Source organism: Caballeronia sp. LP006, from assembly GCF_031450995.1.
Classification (GTDB): Bacteria; Pseudomonadota; Gammaproteobacteria; order Burkholderiales; family Burkholderiaceae; genus Caballeronia.
In genome coordinates this window covers 756,581-776,312 of record NZ_JARTVW010000002.1, presented here as the reverse complement: position 1 = coordinate 776,312, position 19,732 = coordinate 756,581, and the positions used below count along the sequence as shown (strand labels likewise).

19 protein-coding genes are annotated in these 19,732 nt (G+C 63.1%); 10 read left to right on the top strand and 9 right to left on the bottom strand.

The window, feature by feature from the left end:
- The first annotated feature begins 148 nt into the window (after positions 1-148).
- From P9250_RS04210 to P9250_RS04200, 3 genes are read left to right on the top strand one after another with little or no spacing between them, the layout of a single operon-like run.
- Complete coding sequence (locus tag P9250_RS04210; RefSeq protein ID WP_409014805.1) at positions 149-1,369, top strand: c-type cytochrome; 1,221 nt, start codon at positions 149-151, stop codon at positions 1,367-1,369.
- Entirely contained in the window at positions 1,366-1,842 is a 477-nt protein-coding gene (locus tag P9250_RS04205; protein ID WP_244831231.1) for a (2Fe-2S)-binding protein, read from the top strand. Before P9250_RS04210 ends, P9250_RS04205 begins: the two co-directional genes overlap by 4 nt.
- Complete coding sequence (locus P9250_RS04200) at positions 1,839-4,100, top strand: molybdopterin cofactor-binding domain-containing protein (RefSeq protein ID WP_310391269.1); 2,262 nt, start codon at positions 1,839-1,841, stop codon at positions 4,098-4,100. The genes P9250_RS04205 and P9250_RS04200 overlap by 4 nt, the downstream gene beginning before the upstream one ends.
- A 99-nt stretch (positions 4,101-4,199) precedes the next feature.
- On the opposite strand, the gene P9250_RS04195 is transcribed toward P9250_RS04200, so the two are convergent.
- Together P9250_RS04195 and P9250_RS04190 are read right to left on the bottom strand one after the other, a co-directional pair.
- Entirely contained in the window at positions 4,200-4,730 is a 531-nt protein-coding gene (locus P9250_RS04195) for a DsbA family protein (RefSeq protein ID WP_244831229.1), read from the bottom strand.
- The gene (locus tag P9250_RS04190) at positions 4,727-5,236 is read right to left on the bottom strand and encodes a redoxin domain-containing protein (RefSeq protein WP_244831228.1); all 510 of its coding nucleotides are present in this window, start codon (positions 5,234-5,236) and stop codon (positions 4,727-4,729) included. Before P9250_RS04190 ends, P9250_RS04195 begins: the two co-directional genes overlap by 4 nt.
- A gap of 528 nt (positions 5,237-5,764) precedes the next feature.
- Between P9250_RS04190 and P9250_RS04185 the strand changes: the two genes are divergently transcribed.
- The 4 genes from P9250_RS04185 (at position 5,765) to P9250_RS04170 (ending at position 10,097) form a co-directional block, all read left to right on the top strand.
- Positions 5,765-7,036 (top strand): MFS transporter, encoded by a 1,272-nt coding sequence (locus P9250_RS04185; protein WP_310391267.1) that lies wholly within the window; start codon positions 5,765-5,767, stop codon positions 7,034-7,036.
- Between the two features lie 44 nt (positions 7,037-7,080).
- A complete protein-coding gene (locus P9250_RS04180) occupies positions 7,081-7,779 on the top strand; it encodes a VOC family protein (RefSeq protein ID WP_310391265.1) in 699 nt (232 codons plus the stop codon).
- A gap of 171 nt (positions 7,780-7,950) precedes the next feature.
- Positions 7,951-9,069, top strand: a complete 1,119-nt coding sequence (locus P9250_RS04175; protein ID WP_310391263.1) for a porin — start codon at positions 7,951-7,953, stop codon at positions 9,067-9,069.
- Between the two features lie 98 nt (positions 9,070-9,167).
- Positions 9,168-10,097, top strand: coding sequence for a LysR substrate-binding domain-containing protein (locus P9250_RS04170; protein ID WP_310391262.1), 930 nt, complete (start codon positions 9,168-9,170; stop codon positions 10,095-10,097).
- A gap of 15 nt (positions 10,098-10,112) precedes the next feature.
- Here the strand turns inward: P9250_RS04170 and P9250_RS04165 are convergent, their stop codons facing one another.
- The 4 genes from P9250_RS04165 to P9250_RS04150 all read right to left on the bottom strand — a co-directional run bounded on the left by P9250_RS04165 (position 10,113) and on the right by P9250_RS04150 (position 11,970).
- Positions 10,113-10,847 carry an LrgB family protein gene (locus tag P9250_RS04165; RefSeq protein WP_244831223.1) on the bottom strand — a complete coding sequence of 245 codons (735 nt, stop codon included), beginning with the start codon at positions 10,845-10,847 and terminating at the stop codon, positions 10,113-10,115.
- Complete coding sequence (locus P9250_RS04160; protein WP_250467901.1) at positions 10,844-11,215, bottom strand: CidA/LrgA family protein; 372 nt, start codon at positions 11,213-11,215, stop codon at positions 10,844-10,846. The genes P9250_RS04165 and P9250_RS04160 overlap by 4 nt, the downstream gene beginning before the upstream one ends.
- A gap of 105 nt (positions 11,216-11,320) precedes the next feature.
- Entirely contained in the window at positions 11,321-11,506 is a 186-nt protein-coding gene (locus tag P9250_RS04155; RefSeq protein WP_310391255.1) for a DUF2934 domain-containing protein, read from the bottom strand.
- Between the two features lie 122 nt (positions 11,507-11,628).
- Positions 11,629-11,970 (bottom strand): hypothetical protein, encoded by a 342-nt coding sequence (locus tag P9250_RS04150; protein WP_310391254.1) that lies wholly within the window; start codon positions 11,968-11,970, stop codon positions 11,629-11,631.
- A gap of 307 nt (positions 11,971-12,277) precedes the next feature.
- On the opposite strand from P9250_RS04150, the gene P9250_RS04145 reads away from it, so the two are divergent.
- From P9250_RS04145 to P9250_RS04135, 3 genes are all read left to right on the top strand, one after another.
- Positions 12,278-13,180 (top strand): SDR family oxidoreductase, encoded by a 903-nt coding sequence (locus P9250_RS04145; RefSeq protein ID WP_310391253.1) that lies wholly within the window; start codon positions 12,278-12,280, stop codon positions 13,178-13,180.
- A 112-nt stretch (positions 13,181-13,292) separates the two neighbouring features.
- A complete protein-coding gene (locus P9250_RS04140; protein WP_250493943.1) occupies positions 13,293-13,994 on the top strand; it encodes an SDR family NAD(P)-dependent oxidoreductase in 702 nt (233 codons plus the stop codon).
- A 31-nt stretch (positions 13,995-14,025) separates the two neighbouring features.
- Positions 14,026-14,946 carry a LysR family transcriptional regulator gene (locus P9250_RS04135; RefSeq protein ID WP_250510492.1) on the top strand — a complete coding sequence of 307 codons (921 nt, stop codon included), beginning with the start codon at positions 14,026-14,028 and terminating at the stop codon, positions 14,944-14,946.
- A 177-nt stretch (positions 14,947-15,123) separates the two neighbouring features.
- On the opposite strand, the gene P9250_RS04130 is transcribed toward P9250_RS04135, so the two are convergent.
- The 3 genes from P9250_RS04130 to P9250_RS04120 all read right to left on the bottom strand — a co-directional run bounded on the left by P9250_RS04130 (position 15,124) and on the right by P9250_RS04120 (position 19,655).
- On the bottom strand, positions 15,124-18,033 hold the full coding sequence (locus tag P9250_RS04130) for a winged helix-turn-helix domain-containing protein (protein WP_310391249.1): 2,910 nt from the start codon (positions 18,031-18,033) through the stop codon (positions 15,124-15,126).
- 179 nt (positions 18,034-18,212) lie between these two features.
- Entirely contained in the window at positions 18,213-18,656 is a 444-nt protein-coding gene (locus P9250_RS04125) for a DUF3331 domain-containing protein (protein WP_244831215.1), read from the bottom strand.
- A 33-nt stretch (positions 18,657-18,689) separates the two neighbouring features.
- Positions 18,690-19,655, bottom strand: coding sequence for an MBL fold metallo-hydrolase (locus tag P9250_RS04120; RefSeq protein ID WP_409014794.1), 966 nt, complete (start codon positions 19,653-19,655; stop codon positions 18,690-18,692).
- Positions 19,656-19,732 lie beyond the last annotated feature (77 nt).

Sequence of the window (19,732 nt, the reverse complement as noted above, 5' to 3'; positions counted from 1 at the left end):
CTTAACAAGATTTCAGCGCCGCTTCAGGACATTTTCGCGGGCGGCCGATACTTTGACCGGTAGTTGCATGACCACTTCCAAAGGTGCGTGAATGACTCGCAAGTCCCGATTGCTGGCGGGCGTAAGCGTGGTGGTCGCCGCCGCGCTGATGATCGCCGCATGGCTGATGTGGCAACCGGCCATCGCACCGGTCACGCCACCCGCGCCGGCATCGTTCGACGCAAACACGCGGCTCGCGGGCGCGCGCGTCGTCGCGTTGGGCGACTGCATCGTGTGTCACACGGCCAAGGGCGGCAAGCCGTTCGCGGGCGGCCTGCCGCTCGCCACGCCCTTCGGCACGATCTACGCGACCAACATCACGCCGGACGTTGCGACAGGCATCGGCGACTGGTCGCTCGAAGCCTTCACGCGCGCGTTGCGCCATGGAATCGCGCGCGACGGGCACTTGCTGTATCCCGCGTTTCCGTATATCCACTTCACGCGTATGCCTGACAGCGATATCGCGGCAGCCTATGCCTACCTGATGACGCGCGAACCCGTGAAAGCAAGCGCGCCCGCCAATCGGCTCATCTTTCCGTTGAACTTCCGGCCCTTGCTCGCCTTCTGGAACGTGCTCTTCTTGCGGCCGGGCCGGGAGCACCCGGATGCATCCAAAGATGCCGAATGGAATCGCGGCAAGCTGCTCGTGGATGGCCTCGGTCACTGTGCATCGTGTCATTCGCCGCTCAATCCGATCGGCGGAGAAAAGGCCGGGCATGCGTTCGATGGCGGCATCGTCGACGGCTGGGAAGCGCCCGCGCTCAACGCACTGTATGCAGCACCGAAGCCGTGGACGCGCGAGCAACTCGTGACGTATCTGCGTACCGGTCGCGCGAGCGAACACGGCGCGGCCGCCGGCCCCATGCTGCCCGTCACGCGCGATCTCGCAACCGTGCCCGAAGAAGACGTGCAGGCAATCGCCGCGTATCTCATGTCGATACAGAAAGCACGGCCCGCCATCGCCAATGGCGTCGCGCCGGAAGGCACATCGCCCGCGATACGACGTGGCGCGACGCTCTTCGCCGCATCGTGCGCGCAATGCCACGGCCCGGCCGCGCCGATGCAGTCTATCGGCGAGCGCCCCACGCTCGCGTTCAGCAGCGCCGTCAATGCCGCGACGCCGCGCAACGCAATCCAGATGATGTTGAGCGGCAACGGCTGGCATGGCGAAGACAGCACGAACTACATGCCCGGCTTCGGCCAGATCTACGACGACCGGCAGATCGCCGATCTCGCGTCCTACATTCGGGCGACGTACTCGCAACGCGATCCGTGGACCGGCATCGACGCCATGGCGGCCAGCATCAGAAAGGAGAATCACGCGCGATGATCAACCTCACCGTCAACGGCGCGCAGCACGCGCTCGACATCGATCCTTCGACACCGCTGCTCTATGCCCTGCGCGAGAACCTGCAACTGCATGGCGCGAAGTTCGGCTGCGGCCTCGGGCAATGCGGCGCTTGCACCGTGATCGTGGATGGCGAAGCCGTGTTCTCATGCCTGATTCCTGTCGCGGCCATCGGCAAGCGGCCTGTGCGGACCATCGAGAGTCTCGGCACGATCCAGCATCCCGGCGCGCTGCAAAAAGCGTTCATCGATCATCAGGCCGCGCAGTGCGGCTACTGCATCGCCGGCATGATCATGCGCGCGCAGGCGCTCATCGACCGCAATCCGCATCCGACCGAGAGCGAACTGCTCGAACACATGGAGCCGAACCTTTGCCGGTGCGGCACGCACATGCGGATTCTCGCCGCGATCCGCGAAGTCGCGCATCTGAGCGCACCGAACGGAGGCGCGCAATGAGCGTCGCGGAAGACAGGATCGACGAGAAACGACGACGCTTTCTCATGTCCGGCGCGCTCGTCGTGAGCTTCAGCATGCTTCCCGGCGTGAGCGCCACGGCTCAGGAAGTGATTGCCGACGAAGGCGCCGAAGTGCACATCGGCCGGGCGACGCAGGCCTTGGCGGGCAGCCTCAAGACCAATCCGTATCTCGATTCGTGGATCAAGATCGATCGCACGGGCAAGGTCACCGTCTACACCGGCAAGGTCGAGCTAGGCACGGGCGTGCGCACCGCGCTCCTGCAGATCGCCGCCGAGGAATTGGACATGGCGCCCGCGCTCATCGACTTCCTCACCGCCGATACGGGCGCCTCGCCGGACGAAGGCCTCACCGCGGGCAGTCACACCATTGCCGATAGCGGCAGCGCGTTGCTGAACGCATCGGCACAAGTGCGCGGGCTTCTCGTCGATGCGGCCGCTCGTCATTTCGGCGTCGCCAGCAATGTGCTCCGCACGCACGATGCGGTCATCGAAGCGCCAGACGGACGAAGCATGACGTACGGCGAAGCGGTCGGCATGATCGATCTGCATCGCGTGGCGTCGGCGGTCTCGCCGCTCAAGAATCCCGCGAGCTTCGACATGATCGGCACGTCGTTGCCGCGCGTGGATATTCCGCGCAAGGTCACGGGCGGCGTGAGCTATGTTCAGGACATGACGATGCCCGGCATGGTCCACGCCCGCGTGGCGATGCCGCCCGTGTACGAGGCGCGGCTCATGGAAACCGACACGCCCGCCATCATGAAGATGCCGGGCGTCATCAAGGTCATCAGAAACGGCAGCATGCTTGCCGTGGTGGCCAAAGGCGAATGGCAATCGGTGCAGGCGCAACGCGCGCTCGCCGCGGAAAGCCAGTGGAGCGCGGGGCGCGCCTTACCCGATCCGGCCACCGTGCATCGCGATTTGAAGACGATCTCGACGCAGCATATCGAGATCGCCGATACACACGGCGCGGCTGGCACGCCGGCAAAGACGCTCGACGCTCGCTACACGCGCCGTTACATGATGCACGGCTCGATCGGACCATCCTGCGCCGTCGCTATGTTCGAGCACGGCGCGATGACTGTATGGACGCATTCGCAAGGCGTGTATCCGTTACGCGACGGCCTCGCCGAGATGCTGTCCATGCCGAAGGAAAAGGTACGTTGCATCCATGTCGAAGGATCGGGCTGCTACGGTCACAACGGCGCGGACGATGTCGCCGCGCACGCCGCGCTCATCGCACGGGAACTGGAAGGCCAGCCCGTGCGCGTGCAATGGATGCGCGAACAGGAGCACACGTGGGACCACTACACGCCCGCGATGGTCACTGAAGTGAGCGCGTCGCTCGACGCTGGCGGGAATATCGTCGACTGGAATTATGCGCTTTGGAGCAGCTCGCATAACGAGCGGATTGTGAACGCGGGCCGGTTGATTCCGGCGCAGATGCTGGAACATCCGTTCGCGCCCGCGCCTTCGACGCCGATGGTGCAGCCTGAAGGCGGCGGCGACCGCAACGCCATTCCGCTCTACACGTTCCCCAATCTTCACGTGATGAACAACTTCTCGCCGACGATGCCGCTGCATACGTCAGCCATGCGTTCGCTCGGCGCGCATATGAACGTGTTCACCATCGAGATGTTTATGGACGAACTGGCGGCGGCCGCGAACGCGGACCCCGTCGCGTTCCGGCTGAAGCATATGCACGACCCGCGCGCCCGCGATGTCATCGCGCTTGCGGCGGAGAAGTTCGGCTGGCCGCGTGCGCCGCGCCAGCGCAATCACGGCGTCGGCTTCGCATTCGCCAAATACAAGAATCTGATGGCTTATGTGGCGATAGCGGTCGAGGTGTCCGTGGTCCCCGAAACCGGTCAGGTGGTGCTGGAACATGCCGAGGTCGCGGTGGATTCCGGGCAGATCGTGAATCCCGACGGTATTCGCAATCAGATCGAGGGCGGCGTGCTGCAGTCGGCGAGCTGGACGCTGTACGAGGAATTGCAGTTCGACACGAAGCGCATCCGCAGCTTCGACTGGAGCAGTTACCCGATCCTGCGATTTTCCGCCGTGCCCCGCGCGGTCAACGTGCATCTGATCGATAGACCGGGCGCGCCGTTTCTCGGTGCAGCGGAAGCGTCGATGGGACCGACCGCGGGCGCGCTCGGCAACGCGCTCTTCGACGCCACGGGGAAGAGGCTGCGCGACATGCCGCTAGCGGGCGACGGGCTGCGGCGGCGGTTGGACTAGCCGCCGCGTACGAATGCAGCGGGTTGAAACGCAAGCCGCTGACTGACGAGAACTCACGCGAGGCAGCGCCCCTGGAGACTTGAGGCGCTCGTGCTTGGGTTATTGCACGCGATCGAGCACCGCCCGCAACGCTTCGAGCAAGCTCGCCGCATCGCGCTCGCCGTCATAGCGATGCCCGTTGATGAACAACGTCGGCGTGCCATTCACGCCGCTTCGCAAGCCGCCATCGAAGTCTTGCTGGATGCGCGCGTCGAAGGCGCCATCGAACGCATTCGAAAGCGCGTGCGCGGGCACGCCGAGTTGCGCCGCGTATTGCGCGAGCGCGCGATCGCCAAGCGACGCCTGATGCTCATACAGCACGTCGTGCGCTTCCCAGAACTTGCCGATGCTCGCCGCGGCTTCCGCGAACTCGGCCGCATGAAGCGCATGCGCGTGCATGTCGGTCAACGGAAAATGCCGGAAGACGAACCGCAATTGCGCGCCCATGGCCGCCTGCACGGCCTTGATTACGCCGTACTCGGCGCCGCAATAGGGGCATTCGAAATCGCCGTATTCGACGAGCGTCACGGGTGCTTCAGCGTCGCCCTGAATGTGATCGAGCGGGCCGACCGGCGGAGAGAGATGGCTCATTGCGCGTCCTGTTTCGTGGATGAGTTCAATTGCTCGAGCGCGTCGAGAATTCCATCGACGCCCGGATTCACGGTGATCGGAGAAACGTAGGCCCAGCGCACCACGCCGTTGGCATCGAGCACGAACAACGCGCGCTCGGCGACGCCTTCGGCCACGCGATACACGCCGTAGCGTCGCGCCACTTCGCCTTTCGGCTCGAAGTCGGCGAGCAGCGGAAAGTGCAGCTTGCGTTGCGATGCGAACGCCGCGTGCGACCACGCGCTATCCACGGAGATGCCGACGAGCTGCGCACCCAGCCGATGGATCGACGATAGCGCGGCGTTGAAGAGACCGAGTTCATCGCCGCAAACTGGACTCCAGTCCGCCGGATAAAACGCGATGACTACCGGCGTGCCGCGCAATTCGGAGAGCGAGATTTTCTGATCCGGCGTGGCCTGCAAGGTGAAGTCCGGCGCGCTCGTGCCAATCTGAACGATGGGTGCCGCGTGAGAAAGCGAGGTGGTCATGGCCGGCTTGTTTCCTCCGATGTGGGTGAACCGCCCTGCCGCAGCGGTCGTCGTGTAAAGGAGGATAGGCCGGATGACGCTGCGTAAAAAGCTATCCGTGGGGATTGCCGGATCACGACCGAGGTGGATTTTTATAGACCTTCGTATAGTCGGCGACGCTGCCGTGCGTTTTCGGAACAGTTTTTCAAAGAATGGGTGAGTGGGCAATGCTTGAGTTGCCGCCGCGACTCCGTCTTTCCTCTTCACGTCCCTATTCTGCCGGCATTGGCGGGCCCGCTTCGGCGCCGCTTCACCCTCTCTGCATGGCAGCGAATGCAATGCTGCGTTGCCTTGAAGCCCCGTTTATCAATTTTTTTGGCATCAATAAGCTACATAACAAGTGGAGATACACCGGTGTCCTCTGGTTCAAGTGGAATCGTGAGTTCTGTTCCATCTTGAGCTGTCTGCCTTGCTGAACGCTCGACGCTGCGCACATTTACGCGTCGTGCCGAACTTCTATTGATCAACCGATAATTGGCGATTGCTTCCATGAATGTTTCAACGAACACACCAGGCGAATTCAGACGCGGATGGGCGCAGTTGATCGGCTCGACCGTCGGCCTTGGAATTGGCGTAATCGGCCTGGGCTCCTACAATCTCGGCCTGTTCGCCAAAGACCTGCAAAGTGCGGTCGGCCTGACGAAGACGCAATACGGCGCGGGCTATCTGGCATTCACGCTCGGACTCGCCATTGGCCTGCAAATGTGGGGACGGCTGCTTTCGCGTTTCGGCGCCGCCCGCACCGCAGCAGGCAGCGCCCTCGCTCTGGCTGCGTGCTTCGCAGGGATGGCGGCGTTCATCTCCACGCCCATCGCGTATATCGTGCTCGTGGGCCTGGCCGGTTTCTTCGGCGGCGGCACAAGCGGCCTCACGTTCACACGGGTAATCAGCGGCTGGTTCGACCGCAGTCGGGGATTCGCGCTGGGTCTGACACAAGTCGGGCTGGGACTGTGCGGAGCCATTTTGCCGCCGATCATCGCCATGACGATCGCCCGATCCGGCTGGCATGCCGGTTATCTGATGCTCGCGGCGATCGCGGCTATTGGTGCACCCGTCTCGCTCCTGATCCTTCGGGACAATCAGCAAGACATCTCGGGCGCTTCAAACAATCCCGAAGTCGCCGATCCGAAAGCGCTGGCGAAGGAGTTTGCCGCGGTCAAGCGAAGCCGGACTTTTTGGCTCATGTTCGTGGCCTTCACGTTGTCGACGCTATTCGTTGCAGGCAGCGCGCAGCATATGGCGCCGATGCTTCGCGAACTCGGTGCGACACCGACCTCGGCGGCGAAGTATATGAGCCTGATCGGCGTGGGCACGATCTGCGTGCGCCTGATCGTCGGTTGGCTCTCCGACCACGTGCATGCGCCGCGCCTCATGGCGTTCTCGTGCCTCGTCGGGATGGGCGGCGTGCTGTCGCTCAAACTGGGCGGCCTCGCGTTTGCACCGCTCTATGCCTTCACGGTCGGCTGGGCATTCGGCGGAGAGATCGATCTGGTCGCTTATATGTGCACTCGCTACTTCGGGCTGCGCATGTTTCCGCGCGCTTATGCATGGCAGTACGGCTCGTTGTGCATCGCGGCCGGTGTGGGCCCGCTTGGCATCGGCTGGCTCGCGGATCGTCTCGGCAGCTATCAACCGGCGCTCGTGCTGTGCGCTGCGCTCGCAGCTGGCGCCGCCTTCACTTTCCTCTTGCTGCCACGTTACGACGGCACCGCTGGCGACGCGCACCGGCAAGAGAACTTCGGACTGACCTCGACCGATTGAGCAGTCACATAACGAGTACGTATTACTTCATCAGGAATGACGCAATGATCCACTTCGACCATGTCTGCCTTGCAGCGCTCAACGTCTATGAAGCCACGTTCCGGCTCAGCCGTGAAACCGGCTTCGGCAACTACGACGGCGGCTTCTTTCCACTCTACGGCATCGGCCATAAAGTCGTACCGCTCGCGCCGGATATCTATATCGAAGTGGAAGGAATCGTCGATCACACCGTTCTCCAGCGCGATCAACCTCTGCCAAGGTTTTTCGAGCAACAGACACGAAATGGCGACTGTTTCGTCGGCTGGTGCCTGCGGACCGATTCGCTCGATGAACTGAAAGCGTTCGCCCGGCATCACGGAACAGTGATCGATGAAAGCACGACCGGCAAGGATGCCGGGCGCCAGATGATGAACGGCAATCGCGGCTTTGCGCTGCAAACGCCCAGCGCGATGACAGCGTGGCCTATTGGCAAGCCAAATTTGTACTTCAAGCCCGGTAACGCTCCGCATACCGCGAGTCTGCCCGTGGAACCGGGAACTGGAAGCGTACGCGGCGAAGGTCTCGACTGGATCGAGATCGGCGAAGACGAAAGCGCGCTGGCCAAGTGGCTCGGCGAGATTGCACGACCTTCCGATTTCCCGTTCGAGATTCGTTACAACGGCAAGACCTCGGGACTCTATGCGCTCGGCGTGAGAACGAGCGACGGAAAACGGGAGATCCGCCGCGCGTCCGTGCAGCTTTGAGCTTCCCGACATCGCAAACCGCGCAAAGGCAGTGACCGGCCTTTAGCCCGACGCCCACGTCCGTCTCACCGTGACGGGTGGGACAACCGCATCGACCCATTTCGTATTGCCGATATCGATCGTCGCGACCATGACGAGCCCGTTTGTCGCGCCAAAATCATGGAGTATCACGTGAAGTTCAAGCACCTCGCTGTTGCGGCAGGACTTTTGACTGGCCTGCAAGTCCCGATTGCGCATGCGCAAAGCAGCGTTACGTTGTACGGGTTGATATCGGTGGGCGTCGCTTATTCGCCGAATCAATCCGGTCATCATACGTATCAGGCCATCACCGGACAAAATCAGAGCCCGCGCTGGGGACTGCGTGGGATCGAAGATCTCGGCTCGGGCCTGAAGGCAGTATTCACGCTAGAAAACGGCTTCAATGCGTTGAACGGCGCATTGAGCAACAACGGCCGCGAGTTCGGCAGACAGGCTTTTGTCGGCCTTTCGAGCGACGCGTGGGGTACGCTTACCGCTGGCCGTCAGTACGATGCCGTCGTCGACTATCTGGGACCCAATACGGCATGGAGCTGGCTCGGGAGTATTGGCGATAGCGACAACACCTTCAACAATATTCGCATTCAGAATTCGTTGAAGTATGCGAGCCCGGACTTCCACGGTATCAAAGCGACTGCCTTGTATGGCTTCAGCAACTCATCCGGCGGCTTTGCGGACAATCGTGCCTTCAGCCTCGGCCTCCGATACGACCACGGTCCCTTCAACTGGAACGTTGCGTATGCGGAGTACGACTCGCCCTACAGCAACACCAACCAAACGGGCGCCGTCGACAACGATTACTCGCCCACGTACCTGCTATTCACGCACAGCGCGTTGCCTTCGAAGGCCTATGCCAGCAAACAAAGAATTCTCGGCACCGGCGGCTTCTATGTAGCAGGCCCGCTTCGCTTAGGCGCAATGTTCACGAACGTGGATTACAGCTATCTCGACCAGAGTCACTTGAATCTGAAAAACTTCAACGTGAGCGTCAACTACAACATTCGGCCCGACTTGCTGATCGGCACCGCCTACGTTTTCACGCGCGGAAAATACGACGATCCCGACCAGTCGCCGATGTGGCACGAACTGAACGTCACGGTGGATTACATTCTTTCGAAGCGCACGGATATCGCCATGCTCGCCTTCGCCCAGCAAGCTGCGGGCGATGCCACGCACGCCACCGTGCTCGGCTACGGACCGTCGAGCAGCAAGCGTCAGCTCGTGGTGACGCTCGGCATTCGTCACAAGTTCTGAACGCGATCATTCGATGCACCGAGTCTGCCCTCCTCTTTCTGGATGAGTACACTGTCAGCGACGCTCGAAGGTCGCGGCGTCGAACTCATAGAGAGCACATGGACAAGCTGTTGGCATTGAGAACCTTGCTGGCGGTAGCGGAATCCGGCGGCTTCACGGCAGCCGCGCATGAACTCGGCAAGACGACGTCTTCCGTCATGCGACTGATGGACGGACTCGAAGCGTCGCTCGGCACGTCGCTTTTGACACGCACGACGCGCAGCGTCACGCTCACCGACGCCGGTGTGACCTACGTCGAGCAAGTGCGCCAGGTGCTGGCCGATCTGGCGGGCGCCGACGATAGCGTCATCGACACCGGTATCGATCCCATGGGCTCGTTGCGCGTGAGCGTATCGGCAACTTATAGCCGGCTGCATATCGCCCCGCATATCGCGACGTTTCTACGGCAGCATCCGCGCGTGAATCTGGAACTGGTCGTGTCTGACAGTCACATGGATCTGGTCAGCGAGAAGATCGATCTGGCCTTGCGCGTTGGCGTGCCGACCGCCGACCCTCGTCTCATCGTGAAGCGGCTCGGCCACAGTGCGCGATGCGTCGTGGCAAGTCCGGCGTACTTGCAGAGGCGAGGCCATCCACACGCAGCTTCGGAACTCGTTGCACACGACTGTCTGCGGTTTGCGTATAAGCCCGGCAACCGGCAGAAGTGGGTATTCCGCTACCCTGACAGAACCGAATCCGTCGATGTCGGCGGTCAATTGTTGACGAACAATCTCGACATGCTCGCGGGCGCGGCGCTCGGCGGGCTGGGCATCGCTCTGCTGCCGCAATGGCTCATCGGGGCGTCGGTACGCGACGGATCGTTGACTGCCTTGTTCGACGACGCGCAGGTCACGCCGGAAGGCGGCGACGCTTTCGTCTATGCGACTTACCTGCCTAACCGGCGTCATTCGCGGAAGGTGCATGCGTTCATAGACTTCGCACAGCGCGCGATTGCGGCGCCGGGTCATGCGGTCAGAACCGGGCCTTAGTCCGTCGATACCGCATCAAACAAACCGCGCCAGCATCGGCAACAACACCGGCACGACGAACGCCGTGAACACACCGTTCAGCCCCATTCCAAGCCCGGCGAACGCGCCCATCTCCTCGCTCACCTGAAACGCGCGCGCCGTTCCGATGCCGTGCGACGCCACGCCGAGCGCAAACCCGCGCGCTTCGACTTCGTTCACACGGAGAAGGTTGAGGATGCCCCGCGCGGCAACCGCACCGAAGACGCCCGTCGATATCACCAGCACCGCCGTGAGCGACGGCACACCGCCGACCTGTTTGGCAACCGCCATGGCGATAGGCGTCGTAGCCGACTTCGGCGCAAGCGATGCCACCGTCTGGCGCGATGCGCCCATGAGCGCGCCCACCGACACCGCCGAGACGATCGCCGTCAACGAGCCCGCCGCAAGGCTTACGATGATCGGCAATGCGAGCCGCCGCAGATTCGCAAGCTGCCGGTAAAGCGGCAACGCGAGCGCGACGGTCGCGGGTCCGAGCAGAAAATGCACGAACTGCGCGCCATCGAAGTACGTGTCGTACGGCGTGTTGCTGGTCTTTAGCACGACGACGACGATCGCCACCGCGATCAAGACTGGGTTTGCCAGCGGATTGAATTTGAAGGCTGCGTAGATGCGCTGCGCAATGAGGTAAGCGAGCAGCGTGATCGTCAGCCCGAGCAGCGGCGTGGCCGCCAGATAGACCCAAATACCTCCGAGGCGTGGGATCGCGGTCATGCGGCGCCTTTCGTATCGTTGGAGAGGCGGCGCTGTCGGCGCAACATCGCACGCATGACGAGCGCGGTGACCGCAATCGCCAGCGTCGTGCTAACCGCGATGGCCACGACGACCGCGACGAGGTCGCCACTCAGCGCTTTCGCCGACACCATGATGCCGACGCCTGCAGGCACGAAGAGTAGCGAAAGATGACGGAGTATTTCGAGCGCGGTGGGTTCGAGCGCGTTGGCGGCCTGCGGACGTATCGCGAGAAAGCCGAGCAGCATGAGCATGCCGACGACAGGTCCAGGAACGGGAATGCTGAACAAATAGGAGACGCCTTCGCCCAGACACTGGAAGACGAGCAAGGTGGCTAGCGCTGCGAGCATGGAGTCTGTGTGGTCCGATTGAGAGAACGCGTTGCGCCCGTATTCTAGTCAATCGAACTCCGATGCGCCGCGTGACGCATCGGATGCCTTGCCTGCGAAGAGACGTTATTTGCCTTGCGTGGCGCTGGCCGTGGCAGGTTCGTCGCTCGTGGAACTATCCGGGTCCTCGGCTTCCAGTTGAGTGCGTGCCTGCTCCCAGAATTCTTCGGCACGTCCATCGGGGCTGCCTTCTCGCTCCCATAGTTCATAGGCGCGGCGGCGAATGCGGTCCTGTTCCTTATGATCTTCCATGTCTTCTCCATGATTGGCTACGAACCGGCGCCGACGCGCTACCTAAAGTCGAAGCCCCGGCAATTGTGATTACCCTCAACAACGCTTATTGCCGCGATACCAGTCCGACCAACGAGGTCTTGTCATAGATCGCCACTTTCCAGCACGACGAAGCCGGATCGGCTGCGCGCCTGCTTGATCATCGCCGCCCGGCCGATTGCCGGCGCATGCCTGATGAACAGAGCGAGTTCGGGCTCGGATACACCTGGCACGCCGTGACGATCGCGCAAGGCGTCGTGCGTGACGGCCCCGCGGTGTTCCACGCCACGCACATTGAAGCGAAAGTTGACCGCTTCGGAAAAGCTGTCGTCGACCGCGCCGAATACGTCGGCGGAATCGATGTTTCTTTGGGCAGCGCTGTCCTCATCGACCAGACCTTTTCCCTTCAGAAACTGGGAAAACTGGCGACCCATGTCGAATGACACGCGTTCGAAGTCCACGTTCTGAAGAAATGCGAATCTCATGGCTCTCTCCGTTGCAGCATTTGAGTTACGACAAGCAGGCGGCGTGCCGGGACGGACTTTCTCTCCGACGACTGTGCGCAAGCGCACGGCCGCAGTGCGTTTCACATGCATCGGAAGACTGTGAATCGGGCTGCGAGCGACTACCGCTGTTGCTAGGCATGGCCATTGCAGAGCCGAGCCGTAACCGTCGCGTACGCTAAATCCAGAATCAGCGCCCTGAAATGACGCCGCGAACACTCATCCCTTTTTGCAAGTAAGGAACGAAACGATGACCGCAACGAAGAACCAGTACACGATGCAGGACCCGCTCAAGCAGTACCCCGGTCCCGACTTCGAGCGCCAGCCGCAGTCCGCGCCCGGCCTCGCTCGGGACATGAAGCCGCGTCCCGATCACGGCGAGGAAAGCTATCAAGGGTTCGGCCGTCTCAAGGGCCGCCGCGCACTGATCACGGGCGCCGACAGCGGCATTGGCCGCGCCGTGGCGATTGCCTTTGCGCGTGAGGGCGCGGACCTCGTCCTCAATTATTTGCCGTCCGAGGAGCCGGACGCGCGCGAAGTGCTTGAACTCGTGCAGGCGGCAGGCGTGAAGGCCGTGGCGCTGCCAGGCGACATCGGCAGCGAAACCTTCTGCGGCGATCTCGTCAGCCGCACGGTTGCCGAGCTGGGTGGACTGGATATTCTCGTCAACGTGGCGGGCAAGCAAACGTCGGTGGAAACCATCGCCGAACTGACGACGGAGCAATTCGAAGCCACTTTCCGCACGAACGTCTTCGCGATGTTCTGGCTGTGCAAGGCGACGCTCCCGCATATGCCGCCGGGCGGGACCATCATCAATACGACGTCCATCCAGAGCTATCAGCCGAGCCCGTCCTTGCTCGATTATGCGCCTTCGAAGGCCGCGATCACTGCGTTCACGCATGCACTCGCCAAGCAGGTCGCATCGAAGGGCGTGCGCGTGAATGCGGTGGCGCCGGGCCCGGTGTGGACGCCGTTGCAATCGAGCGGCGGCCAGCCGCAGGACAAGATCGAGGTATTCGGTTCCGAAGTGCCGATGAAGCGGCCCGGTCAGCCCGCCGAACTCGCGCCCATTTACGTGCTGCTTGCATCGCAAGAGTCTAGTTTCGTGACTGGAGAAGTCTATGGTGTGACAGGCGGCAATCACTTGCCTTGATGCCTCGGTGCGGGCGGGCGCGATTGGCGATCAACATTTATGATGCTCGTCATGGCTCTGGCGCCTCGACGCCAGAACCGAACCGAACCATGCTCTCTTAGGCGAAGAAACCATGACCGAGATGCCCTACCGCAACGCGTTGATCATCGGAGCGGGCTCCGGCATCAGCGGATCGCTCACCCGGCTTTTGCGCGACGCCGGTCTGCCGGTCGTGATTGCCGCGCGCAACATCGACAAGCTGAAGCCGCTCGTCGATGAAACCGGCGCCATCGCCCTGACCGTCGATGCCGCCGATCCCGCTCAGGTCGAGCGGCTCTTTGCGGAAACCGAAGCGCGCATCGGCGCGCCGGAGATCGTCGTGTACAACGCGAGCGGGCGAGTGCGCGGTCCCATTGCGGAACTCGATCCGGCGGAGGTCGGGAAAGCGCTCGGCGTCACGGCGTTGGGCGCGTTCTACGCGGTGCAGGCAGCGGCGAAGCGCATGACGCCGGCGGGCAAAGGCGCCATTCTGCTGACGGGCGCGACAGCGGGCATCAAGGGCTTTGCGCTCTCCGCGCCTTTCGCGATGGGCAAGTTCGCGCTACGCGGTCTTGCGCAGAGCGCGGCGCGCGAACTGGCGCCGAAGGGCATTCATGTCGCGCATATCGTCGTCGATGGCGGCGTGCGGGCGGAGCATCGGCCTGATCCCGTGGACAAGCCCGACAGCACGCTCAATCCGGATGCCATCGCGCAAACTTATCTGGATTTGCTGCGACAGCATCGCAGTGCGTGGTCTTGGGAGATCGAGGTTCGGCCTTGGGTGGAGACGTTTTGAGGGGATTTTCCTTTCGATACCGACGCTCCCCATGAACCTCTCCTTCGAAGTCCTCCAGGCCCTCGACGCCATCGACCGCACCGGAACCTTCGCAAAAGCGGCGGAAGCGCTTCACAAAGTCCCCTCGTCGCTGACGTATCTCGTTCAGAAGCTGGAACTCGATCTCGGTGTGACGCTCTTCGACCGCACCGGGCGGCGCGCGACGCTCACGCAGGCAGGACGCCTCGTCGTCGATGAAGGCCGCCGTTTGCTCGAAGCCGCCGCCGATCTCGAACGCAAAGCCAAACGCGTGCAGCACGGCTGGGAAACGGAACTGCGGCTCGGCATCGACGAAATCATTCCATTCGACATGTTGTGGAAGCCCGTCAGCGCCTTCTACAGTCTCAAGCTCGACACGCGCCTCGTGCTCTCCAAGGAAGTGCTCGGCGGTTCGTGGGACGCGCTGCTCACGCGCCGCGCGGATCTCGTCGTCGGCGCGGCAGGCGAGCCGCCGCTCATTCCCGATCTCATCGCCAAGCCAATCGGCTCGCTCAAGCATGTGTTCGTGGTCGCGCCTAATCATCCGCTCGCGTCGGCAAAAGGGCCGCTTTCCGCCGATACCGTCGCGCAGCACCGCGCCGTTGCCATCGGCGATACCTCGCGTGAACTCGCGCCGCGCACCATCGCCATCGGGCCGAATCAGGAAGTGCTCACCGTGCCGTCGCTCGAAGCCAAACTGCACGCGCAGTTGCAAGGCATCGCGGCCGGCACCATTCCCGAATGTCTCGCCGATGAACATCTCCGGCGCGGCACGCTCATCAGCAAGGAAGTCATCGGCATGCGAGATATCACGTACTTCTATCTCGCGTGGCGCAGCGATCGCGTCGGACGCGCGCTGCAATGGTGGGTCGATCAGCTCGATCGCCCGGACCTGATCGATGAAGCCGCGCATCAACGCATCGCGGCCGCGTGATGGCGATGCGGTTCTGAAAGGCGTGCGGCGGACGCATCGCCGCATGGCGCTCGCGTGAGATCGGCTCAACGCCGCCTTCCATCGAATGCGCCGAATCGAACGCGTTCTTAGCGTATTCAGAGGGCACGAAGCCGCGCACAAGTTTGTCCAACTCGCGCGCCAGAGCAAGCAGATGACTCAGCGCCGCGCTTCCCTCGAATCCGCGGAATCCGCCGAATCCGCTGAATCGCACGCGGTCTTGAGCGTGTTCAAAAGGCGCAACGCCGCGCGAAAATCGTCCCACTCGCGCCATTGCGGAAAGCGCGCGCACGCCGTTTCCAGCACCGTCATCGCCTGCGCGTTGCGGCCGCTCACATGCAAGTGACGCGCGTAGCTCGTGGCCGCGGTCAGATAGAACGAATCGCTACCCTGCATCGACGCCGTTTCCAGCGCGGACGCAAAGCAGACTTCCGCATCGAGCGACACGGCCTCGCCCGGCGGCCCCATCAGCAGAAGTTCGCCCTGCGTGCGCAAGAGTTCGCTCGCATACCACGCGTCGCCGTTGTCGTTGCAACGCTTGAGCGCGCGCACGGTCGTGTCGATGGCTTCGCCGTGCCGTCCCGCCTGCCCGAGCGCACGCGCATATTGCGCGGCAAGCATGGAGCGCGGCGCGTTGAAGCCGAGCGTATCGAGTTCCTTCAAGGCCGCGTCGAACGCTTGAAGGACGTCGGGCGTGATGTCATCGAGCGAAATCAGGTACGCGTCGAATGCCGCGCCGCACGCCTGCGCAACGTTCAAACCCGTGCGCATCGAAATCCCAAGCAGCATGTCGATAGCCTGCCGCGCCGCCTCCCGTTCGCGCGAGAGCAACGCCAGCGGGATGCGCGCTTCGATCAGCACATAAGCGGTCACGATAGCCTGCTCGGCGGCGCATGCATCCACGACGCACGCTTCGGCCAACCGCCGCGCCTCGTCGCGCGCGCCTTGCAGCCAGAGCACGCGCGCAAGCGTGGCCTCCCCGACGATCCGCTGATCGACCGATCTCCCAAGCGGCATACGCGTCTGCAAGCGCGCCGCATGCTGCAGAAAGTGTTCGAGCGATGCCCGCGCCTTCGCCTGTTCGCCCGCATAGTGGGAAGCAATGCCGAGCAGCCGGTAGCCGAGCAGCACATCGGTCGATTCCGGCTCGGCGTCGGTGGTCTGCGAATCGGCGGCGAGTGCTGCGAAGCGCCGGGCGAACGACAACGCGCTGCGCACTTCGCCCGCGCTTTGGCTCGCGTTCCACATGCCCCAGAGCGCGCGCGCCTCGAAGACGCGATCCGCCAGCGCCAGCGACAACGCCAGCACCTCCGACCACAACGCGCGAGTCTCCTTGTCCGGACCATGCACATAGACGAGCGCGGCAGCAAGCGCCGCCTGCAGACGCATCCGCACGCGCATGCAGCGATGCGAGAAAGCTTCCGCCTCGCGTCCGGTTTGCAGCGCGGCAAGCGAGCGCCGCGCCCACACGCAGCATTCCTCGACGAGCGAAAGTTCGAACAGCAGCGAGACGAATTTCACGCACAGCGTTTCCGCCAAAATGGCATCGCCTTTGGGCGAAAGCGTCCATGTCAGCGCGGCGCGCAGGTCGCCGAGCATGTCGCGCATGCGCCGTTGCCAACCTTCGGAGTGATGTCCGCCGCCATGCTGCGCGTCGTCGTTCAAAAGGCTCGCGAAATGATTGGCGTGACCGAGCGATACGCGTTGCCGCTCGCCGTTGTCATCGAGTTTTTGCAAAGCGTAGGCGCGCGTCGATTCCAGCAGACGATACGCCGCGCGGCCATTCCCCGTCTGCCGCGCGACGAGCGATTTCTCCACGAGTCCCGATACCGCCGCGATCACATCGAACTCGCGCAATGCATCGTCGCCGACGATGGCGACCGCCGCTTCCATCGAAAAGTCCGCCACGAAAATGCCGAGACGGCGCAGGGTCGTGCGTTCGGCGTCATCGAGTAAGGCGTGGCTCCAGTCGAGCGTCGCGCGCAAGGTCTGATGCCGTGGCAGCGCCGTGCGATTGCCGCCCGTGAGCATGCGAAAGCGGTCATCGAGATGCGCCGCAAGGGTTTCGACACCGAGTATCGTGGCGCGCGATGCAGCCAGTTCGATGGCGAGCGGTATGCCGTCCAGCCGCCGGCAAACGGTGCCGATGAGTTCCATACTGCGTTCATCGCACGAAAAGCGCAGGTCGATGGCGCGCGCGCGAGCCAGAAACAGTTGCACGGCGCTGCATCGCTTTATGTCGACGCCCGAGGCGCTTGGCGCGGGCACGCTGAGTGGCGCGACCCAGTAAAGATGCTCGCTCACCACCTTGAGCGGTTCGCGGCTCGTGGCCAGTACGCGAATGGAATCGCTCACCGTGCAAAGCGCATCGGCGAGACTCGCCGCAGGCGTGAGAACGTGTTCGCAGTTATCGAGCAGGACGAGCATGCGGCGCTCGCGCAATTCCTGCGCGATGACGGCAAGCGAGCGCGACCCCGCCGCCGGATTGATGCCGAGCGTGCCGGTGAACGCCGCCAGCACGCTTGGCAAATCTTGCGCGGGCGAAAGCGAAACGAGATACACGCCGTCGGGGAAGCGGTCGAGCGAACGCCGTCCGGCTTCGATCGCAAGGCGCGTCTTGCCGATCCCGCCCGCGCCGATCAGCGTCACATGCCGCGCCGCTTCGAGCGCGAGCAGGATATCGGCGATGGCGGTATCGCGTCCGACGAGCGGGGAGGTATTCGAAGGCAGGTTGTGTGCAACGCCGGCGTTGGCGACGCTCGTGGGCGCATCGGCCGGTTGCCTCGTCCTGACGAGCCGGTAACCGCGTCCCGAGACGGTCTGGATCAGCACGCGGTTCGCGCCCAGCACCTTGCGCAGCGCCGACATGTGCACCTGCAGATTGTTCTCTTCGACGAGCGTATCCGGCCATACCGCCGCGAGCAGGTCGTTCTTCGAGACGAGCGCGCCGTCGGCGGCCACGAGCACGGCGAGAATATCGAACGCACGGCTTCCGAGTCGAACAGGTTCGTCATCGAGCAGCAATTGCCGACGCTCGAGATCCACCTGAAGCGGTCCGATGCGAATCATGCGCAATGGTCCAGCATATGAAGGTTTGAACGTAGCCCCGGCGCCGCACCCAAAATTCTGGCGCCCGGAAAGTGCCCCCGAAGCATAGAGCACCCGCCTTCTCCCATGTTTGGAAAAAACCGGGCTTATCGTTCAATAATTTTGCACATGCGTTTTGCACATGCGGCGCAGCGTCGAACCTAGTCGGGCAACGCGGAAGCCAAGATCATGGCGCGTGCATTGCCCAACGAAGCGCTGCGCCGTTGCGGCTTGTAGACGATATCGCCACGCACGATCCCCGCGCCCGTGAGCGCGCAACGGCCAATCTTGCGCGCCTGGCAACGCACCCAGACCTGATCCGCATAGCGGCAACGCGTCGCGTCCTGCCAGAGAATCGCGATGGTTCTCGACGACAGCCGCTCCAGCACCTCGATGCGCGCATGGTCCGCAAACGGCTGCGTCTCGCGTCCGCGCATGCGCTTCAAAGCTTCCAGCGCCGCACGATGCGCCATGTCGTTGCCGCCTTGCAGCGCATCGATCACATGCGTCCAGACCGCGCCGCGCGTGAGATTCGCGATCACCTCAGCCCCTCTTGCGGCACGCGGCGGCAGGGTTCTACGTTCTGCTACGAGGGCTTCTGGCATCGCGCATCTCCGCGTGGTCAGGCGCCGGGCGCGTCAATGGCCCGGATCGCCTTCGTAGTTGACGGGCACCCACTCGTAGCGGGCGCCCTCCTTTCTCACATGTCCCAAACCCGGAAACGCGATGTGCGCCGCCGCCACGAGATCGCCCTCGCGCGCCACGAGATCGAGCGCGGCGCGGCGCGAACGGCGCGCGGCCGGTGCATCGGTGTCGTACTCGACGGACGCCTGCGGATCGCGCAACTGAATGCTCGCCACGTGGATCACGTCGCCCCACGCGAGCATCGTCTTGCCGCCGCTTTCGATGCGATACGTCGTGTGTCCCGGCGTATGACCCGGCGTCGCGATGGCGCGAATGCCGGGTTCGAGTTCGACATCGCCCGAGAACGGCACGAAACGGCCCGCCGCCACGTAAGGCGCGACGGATGCGCTCGCGGCATCGAAGAAAGTCGAGAGGAACGCAGGCGCCTTCGGCTTGTTCGCGGCATCGAGCCAGTAGTCCGCCTCGGTCCGGTTCACGCGCAGCACGGCGTTTGGAAACGCCATCGCGCCATCGACGATGACGCCGCCCACGTGATCCTTATGCAGATGCGTGAGCAGAATCTCATCTACGTCTTCCGGCCGATACCCCGCCGCCCGCAGGTTCGCCATCATCCGGCCGCAGCACGCGCCGTACAACACGCCCGCGCCGGAGTCGATCAGAATCAGCTTCGCGCCCGTGTTGACGAGGAACGCGTTGATCGAGCCTTGAACCGGCGCATCGAGGAAATCGCGCCGCAAGTCCTCGGCGATTTCCTTCTTCGATACACCCTCCACCACCGTATCGATGGGAAACGGATGCGTGCCGTCGGACAGCGCCGTGACTTCGAATCGCCCGAGCATCAGGCGATAAAAGCCCGGCCCTTGCGTGCCGACCATCGGCGCGCGGGCGAATGCCGCGTCCGTCGTCATGAAGGCGCTGACGCAAAGCACGAGGCATCCGAGACTTCTCCACTTCGACATGAGCGTTTCCCTTGCACGCACCGGTTCTCACGAAGCATAGCCACGCATAAATCGGCAGACGCGCTAATCGTCCTTAA

Excerpts from the sequence above, each read along its gene's own strand:
- P9250_RS04210 (WP_409014805.1), top strand. The coding sequence starts at position 149 with ATGATCGCCGCATGGCTGATGTGGCAACCGGCCATCGCACCGGTCACG.
- P9250_RS04205 (WP_244831231.1), top strand. The coding sequence starts at position 1,366 with ATGATCAACCTCACCGTCAACGGCGCGCAGCACGCGCTCGACATCGAT.
- P9250_RS04200 (WP_310391269.1), top strand. The coding sequence starts at position 1,839 with ATGAGCGTCGCGGAAGACAGGATCGACGAGAAACGACGACGCTTTCTC.
- P9250_RS04195 (WP_244831229.1), bottom strand. The coding sequence starts at position 4,730 with ATGAGCCATCTCTCTCCGCCGGTCGGCCCGCTCGATCACATTCAGGGC.
- P9250_RS04190 (WP_244831228.1), bottom strand. The coding sequence starts at position 5,236 with ATGACCACCTCGCTTTCTCACGCGGCACCCATCGTTCAGATTGGCACG.
- P9250_RS04185 (WP_310391267.1), top strand. The coding sequence starts at position 5,765 with ATGAATGTTTCAACGAACACACCAGGCGAATTCAGACGCGGATGGGCG.
- P9250_RS04180 (WP_310391265.1), top strand. The coding sequence starts at position 7,081 with ATGATCCACTTCGACCATGTCTGCCTTGCAGCGCTCAACGTCTATGAA.
- P9250_RS04170 (WP_310391262.1), top strand. The coding sequence starts at position 9,168 with ATGGACAAGCTGTTGGCATTGAGAACCTTGCTGGCGGTAGCGGAATCC.
- P9250_RS04165 (WP_244831223.1), bottom strand. The coding sequence starts at position 10,847 with ATGACCGCGATCCCACGCCTCGGAGGTATTTGGGTCTATCTGGCGGCC.
- P9250_RS04160 (WP_250467901.1), bottom strand. The coding sequence starts at position 11,215 with ATGCTCGCAGCGCTAGCCACCTTGCTCGTCTTCCAGTGTCTGGGCGAA.
- P9250_RS04155 (WP_310391255.1), bottom strand. The coding sequence starts at position 11,506 with ATGGAAGATCATAAGGAACAGGACCGCATTCGCCGCCGCGCCTATGAA.
- P9250_RS04145 (WP_310391253.1), top strand. The coding sequence starts at position 12,278 with ATGACCGCAACGAAGAACCAGTACACGATGCAGGACCCGCTCAAGCAG.
- P9250_RS04140 (WP_250493943.1), top strand. The coding sequence starts at position 13,293 with ATGACCGAGATGCCCTACCGCAACGCGTTGATCATCGGAGCGGGCTCC.
- P9250_RS04135 (WP_250510492.1), top strand. The coding sequence starts at position 14,026 with ATGAACCTCTCCTTCGAAGTCCTCCAGGCCCTCGACGCCATCGACCGC.
- P9250_RS04130 (WP_310391249.1), bottom strand. The coding sequence starts at position 18,033 with ATGATTCGCATCGGACCGCTTCAGGTGGATCTCGAGCGTCGGCAATTG.
- P9250_RS04125 (WP_244831215.1), bottom strand. The coding sequence starts at position 18,656 with ATGCCAGAAGCCCTCGTAGCAGAACGTAGAACCCTGCCGCCGCGTGCC.
- P9250_RS04120 (WP_409014794.1), bottom strand. The coding sequence starts at position 19,655 with ATGTCGAAGTGGAGAAGTCTCGGATGCCTCGTGCTTTGCGTCAGCGCC.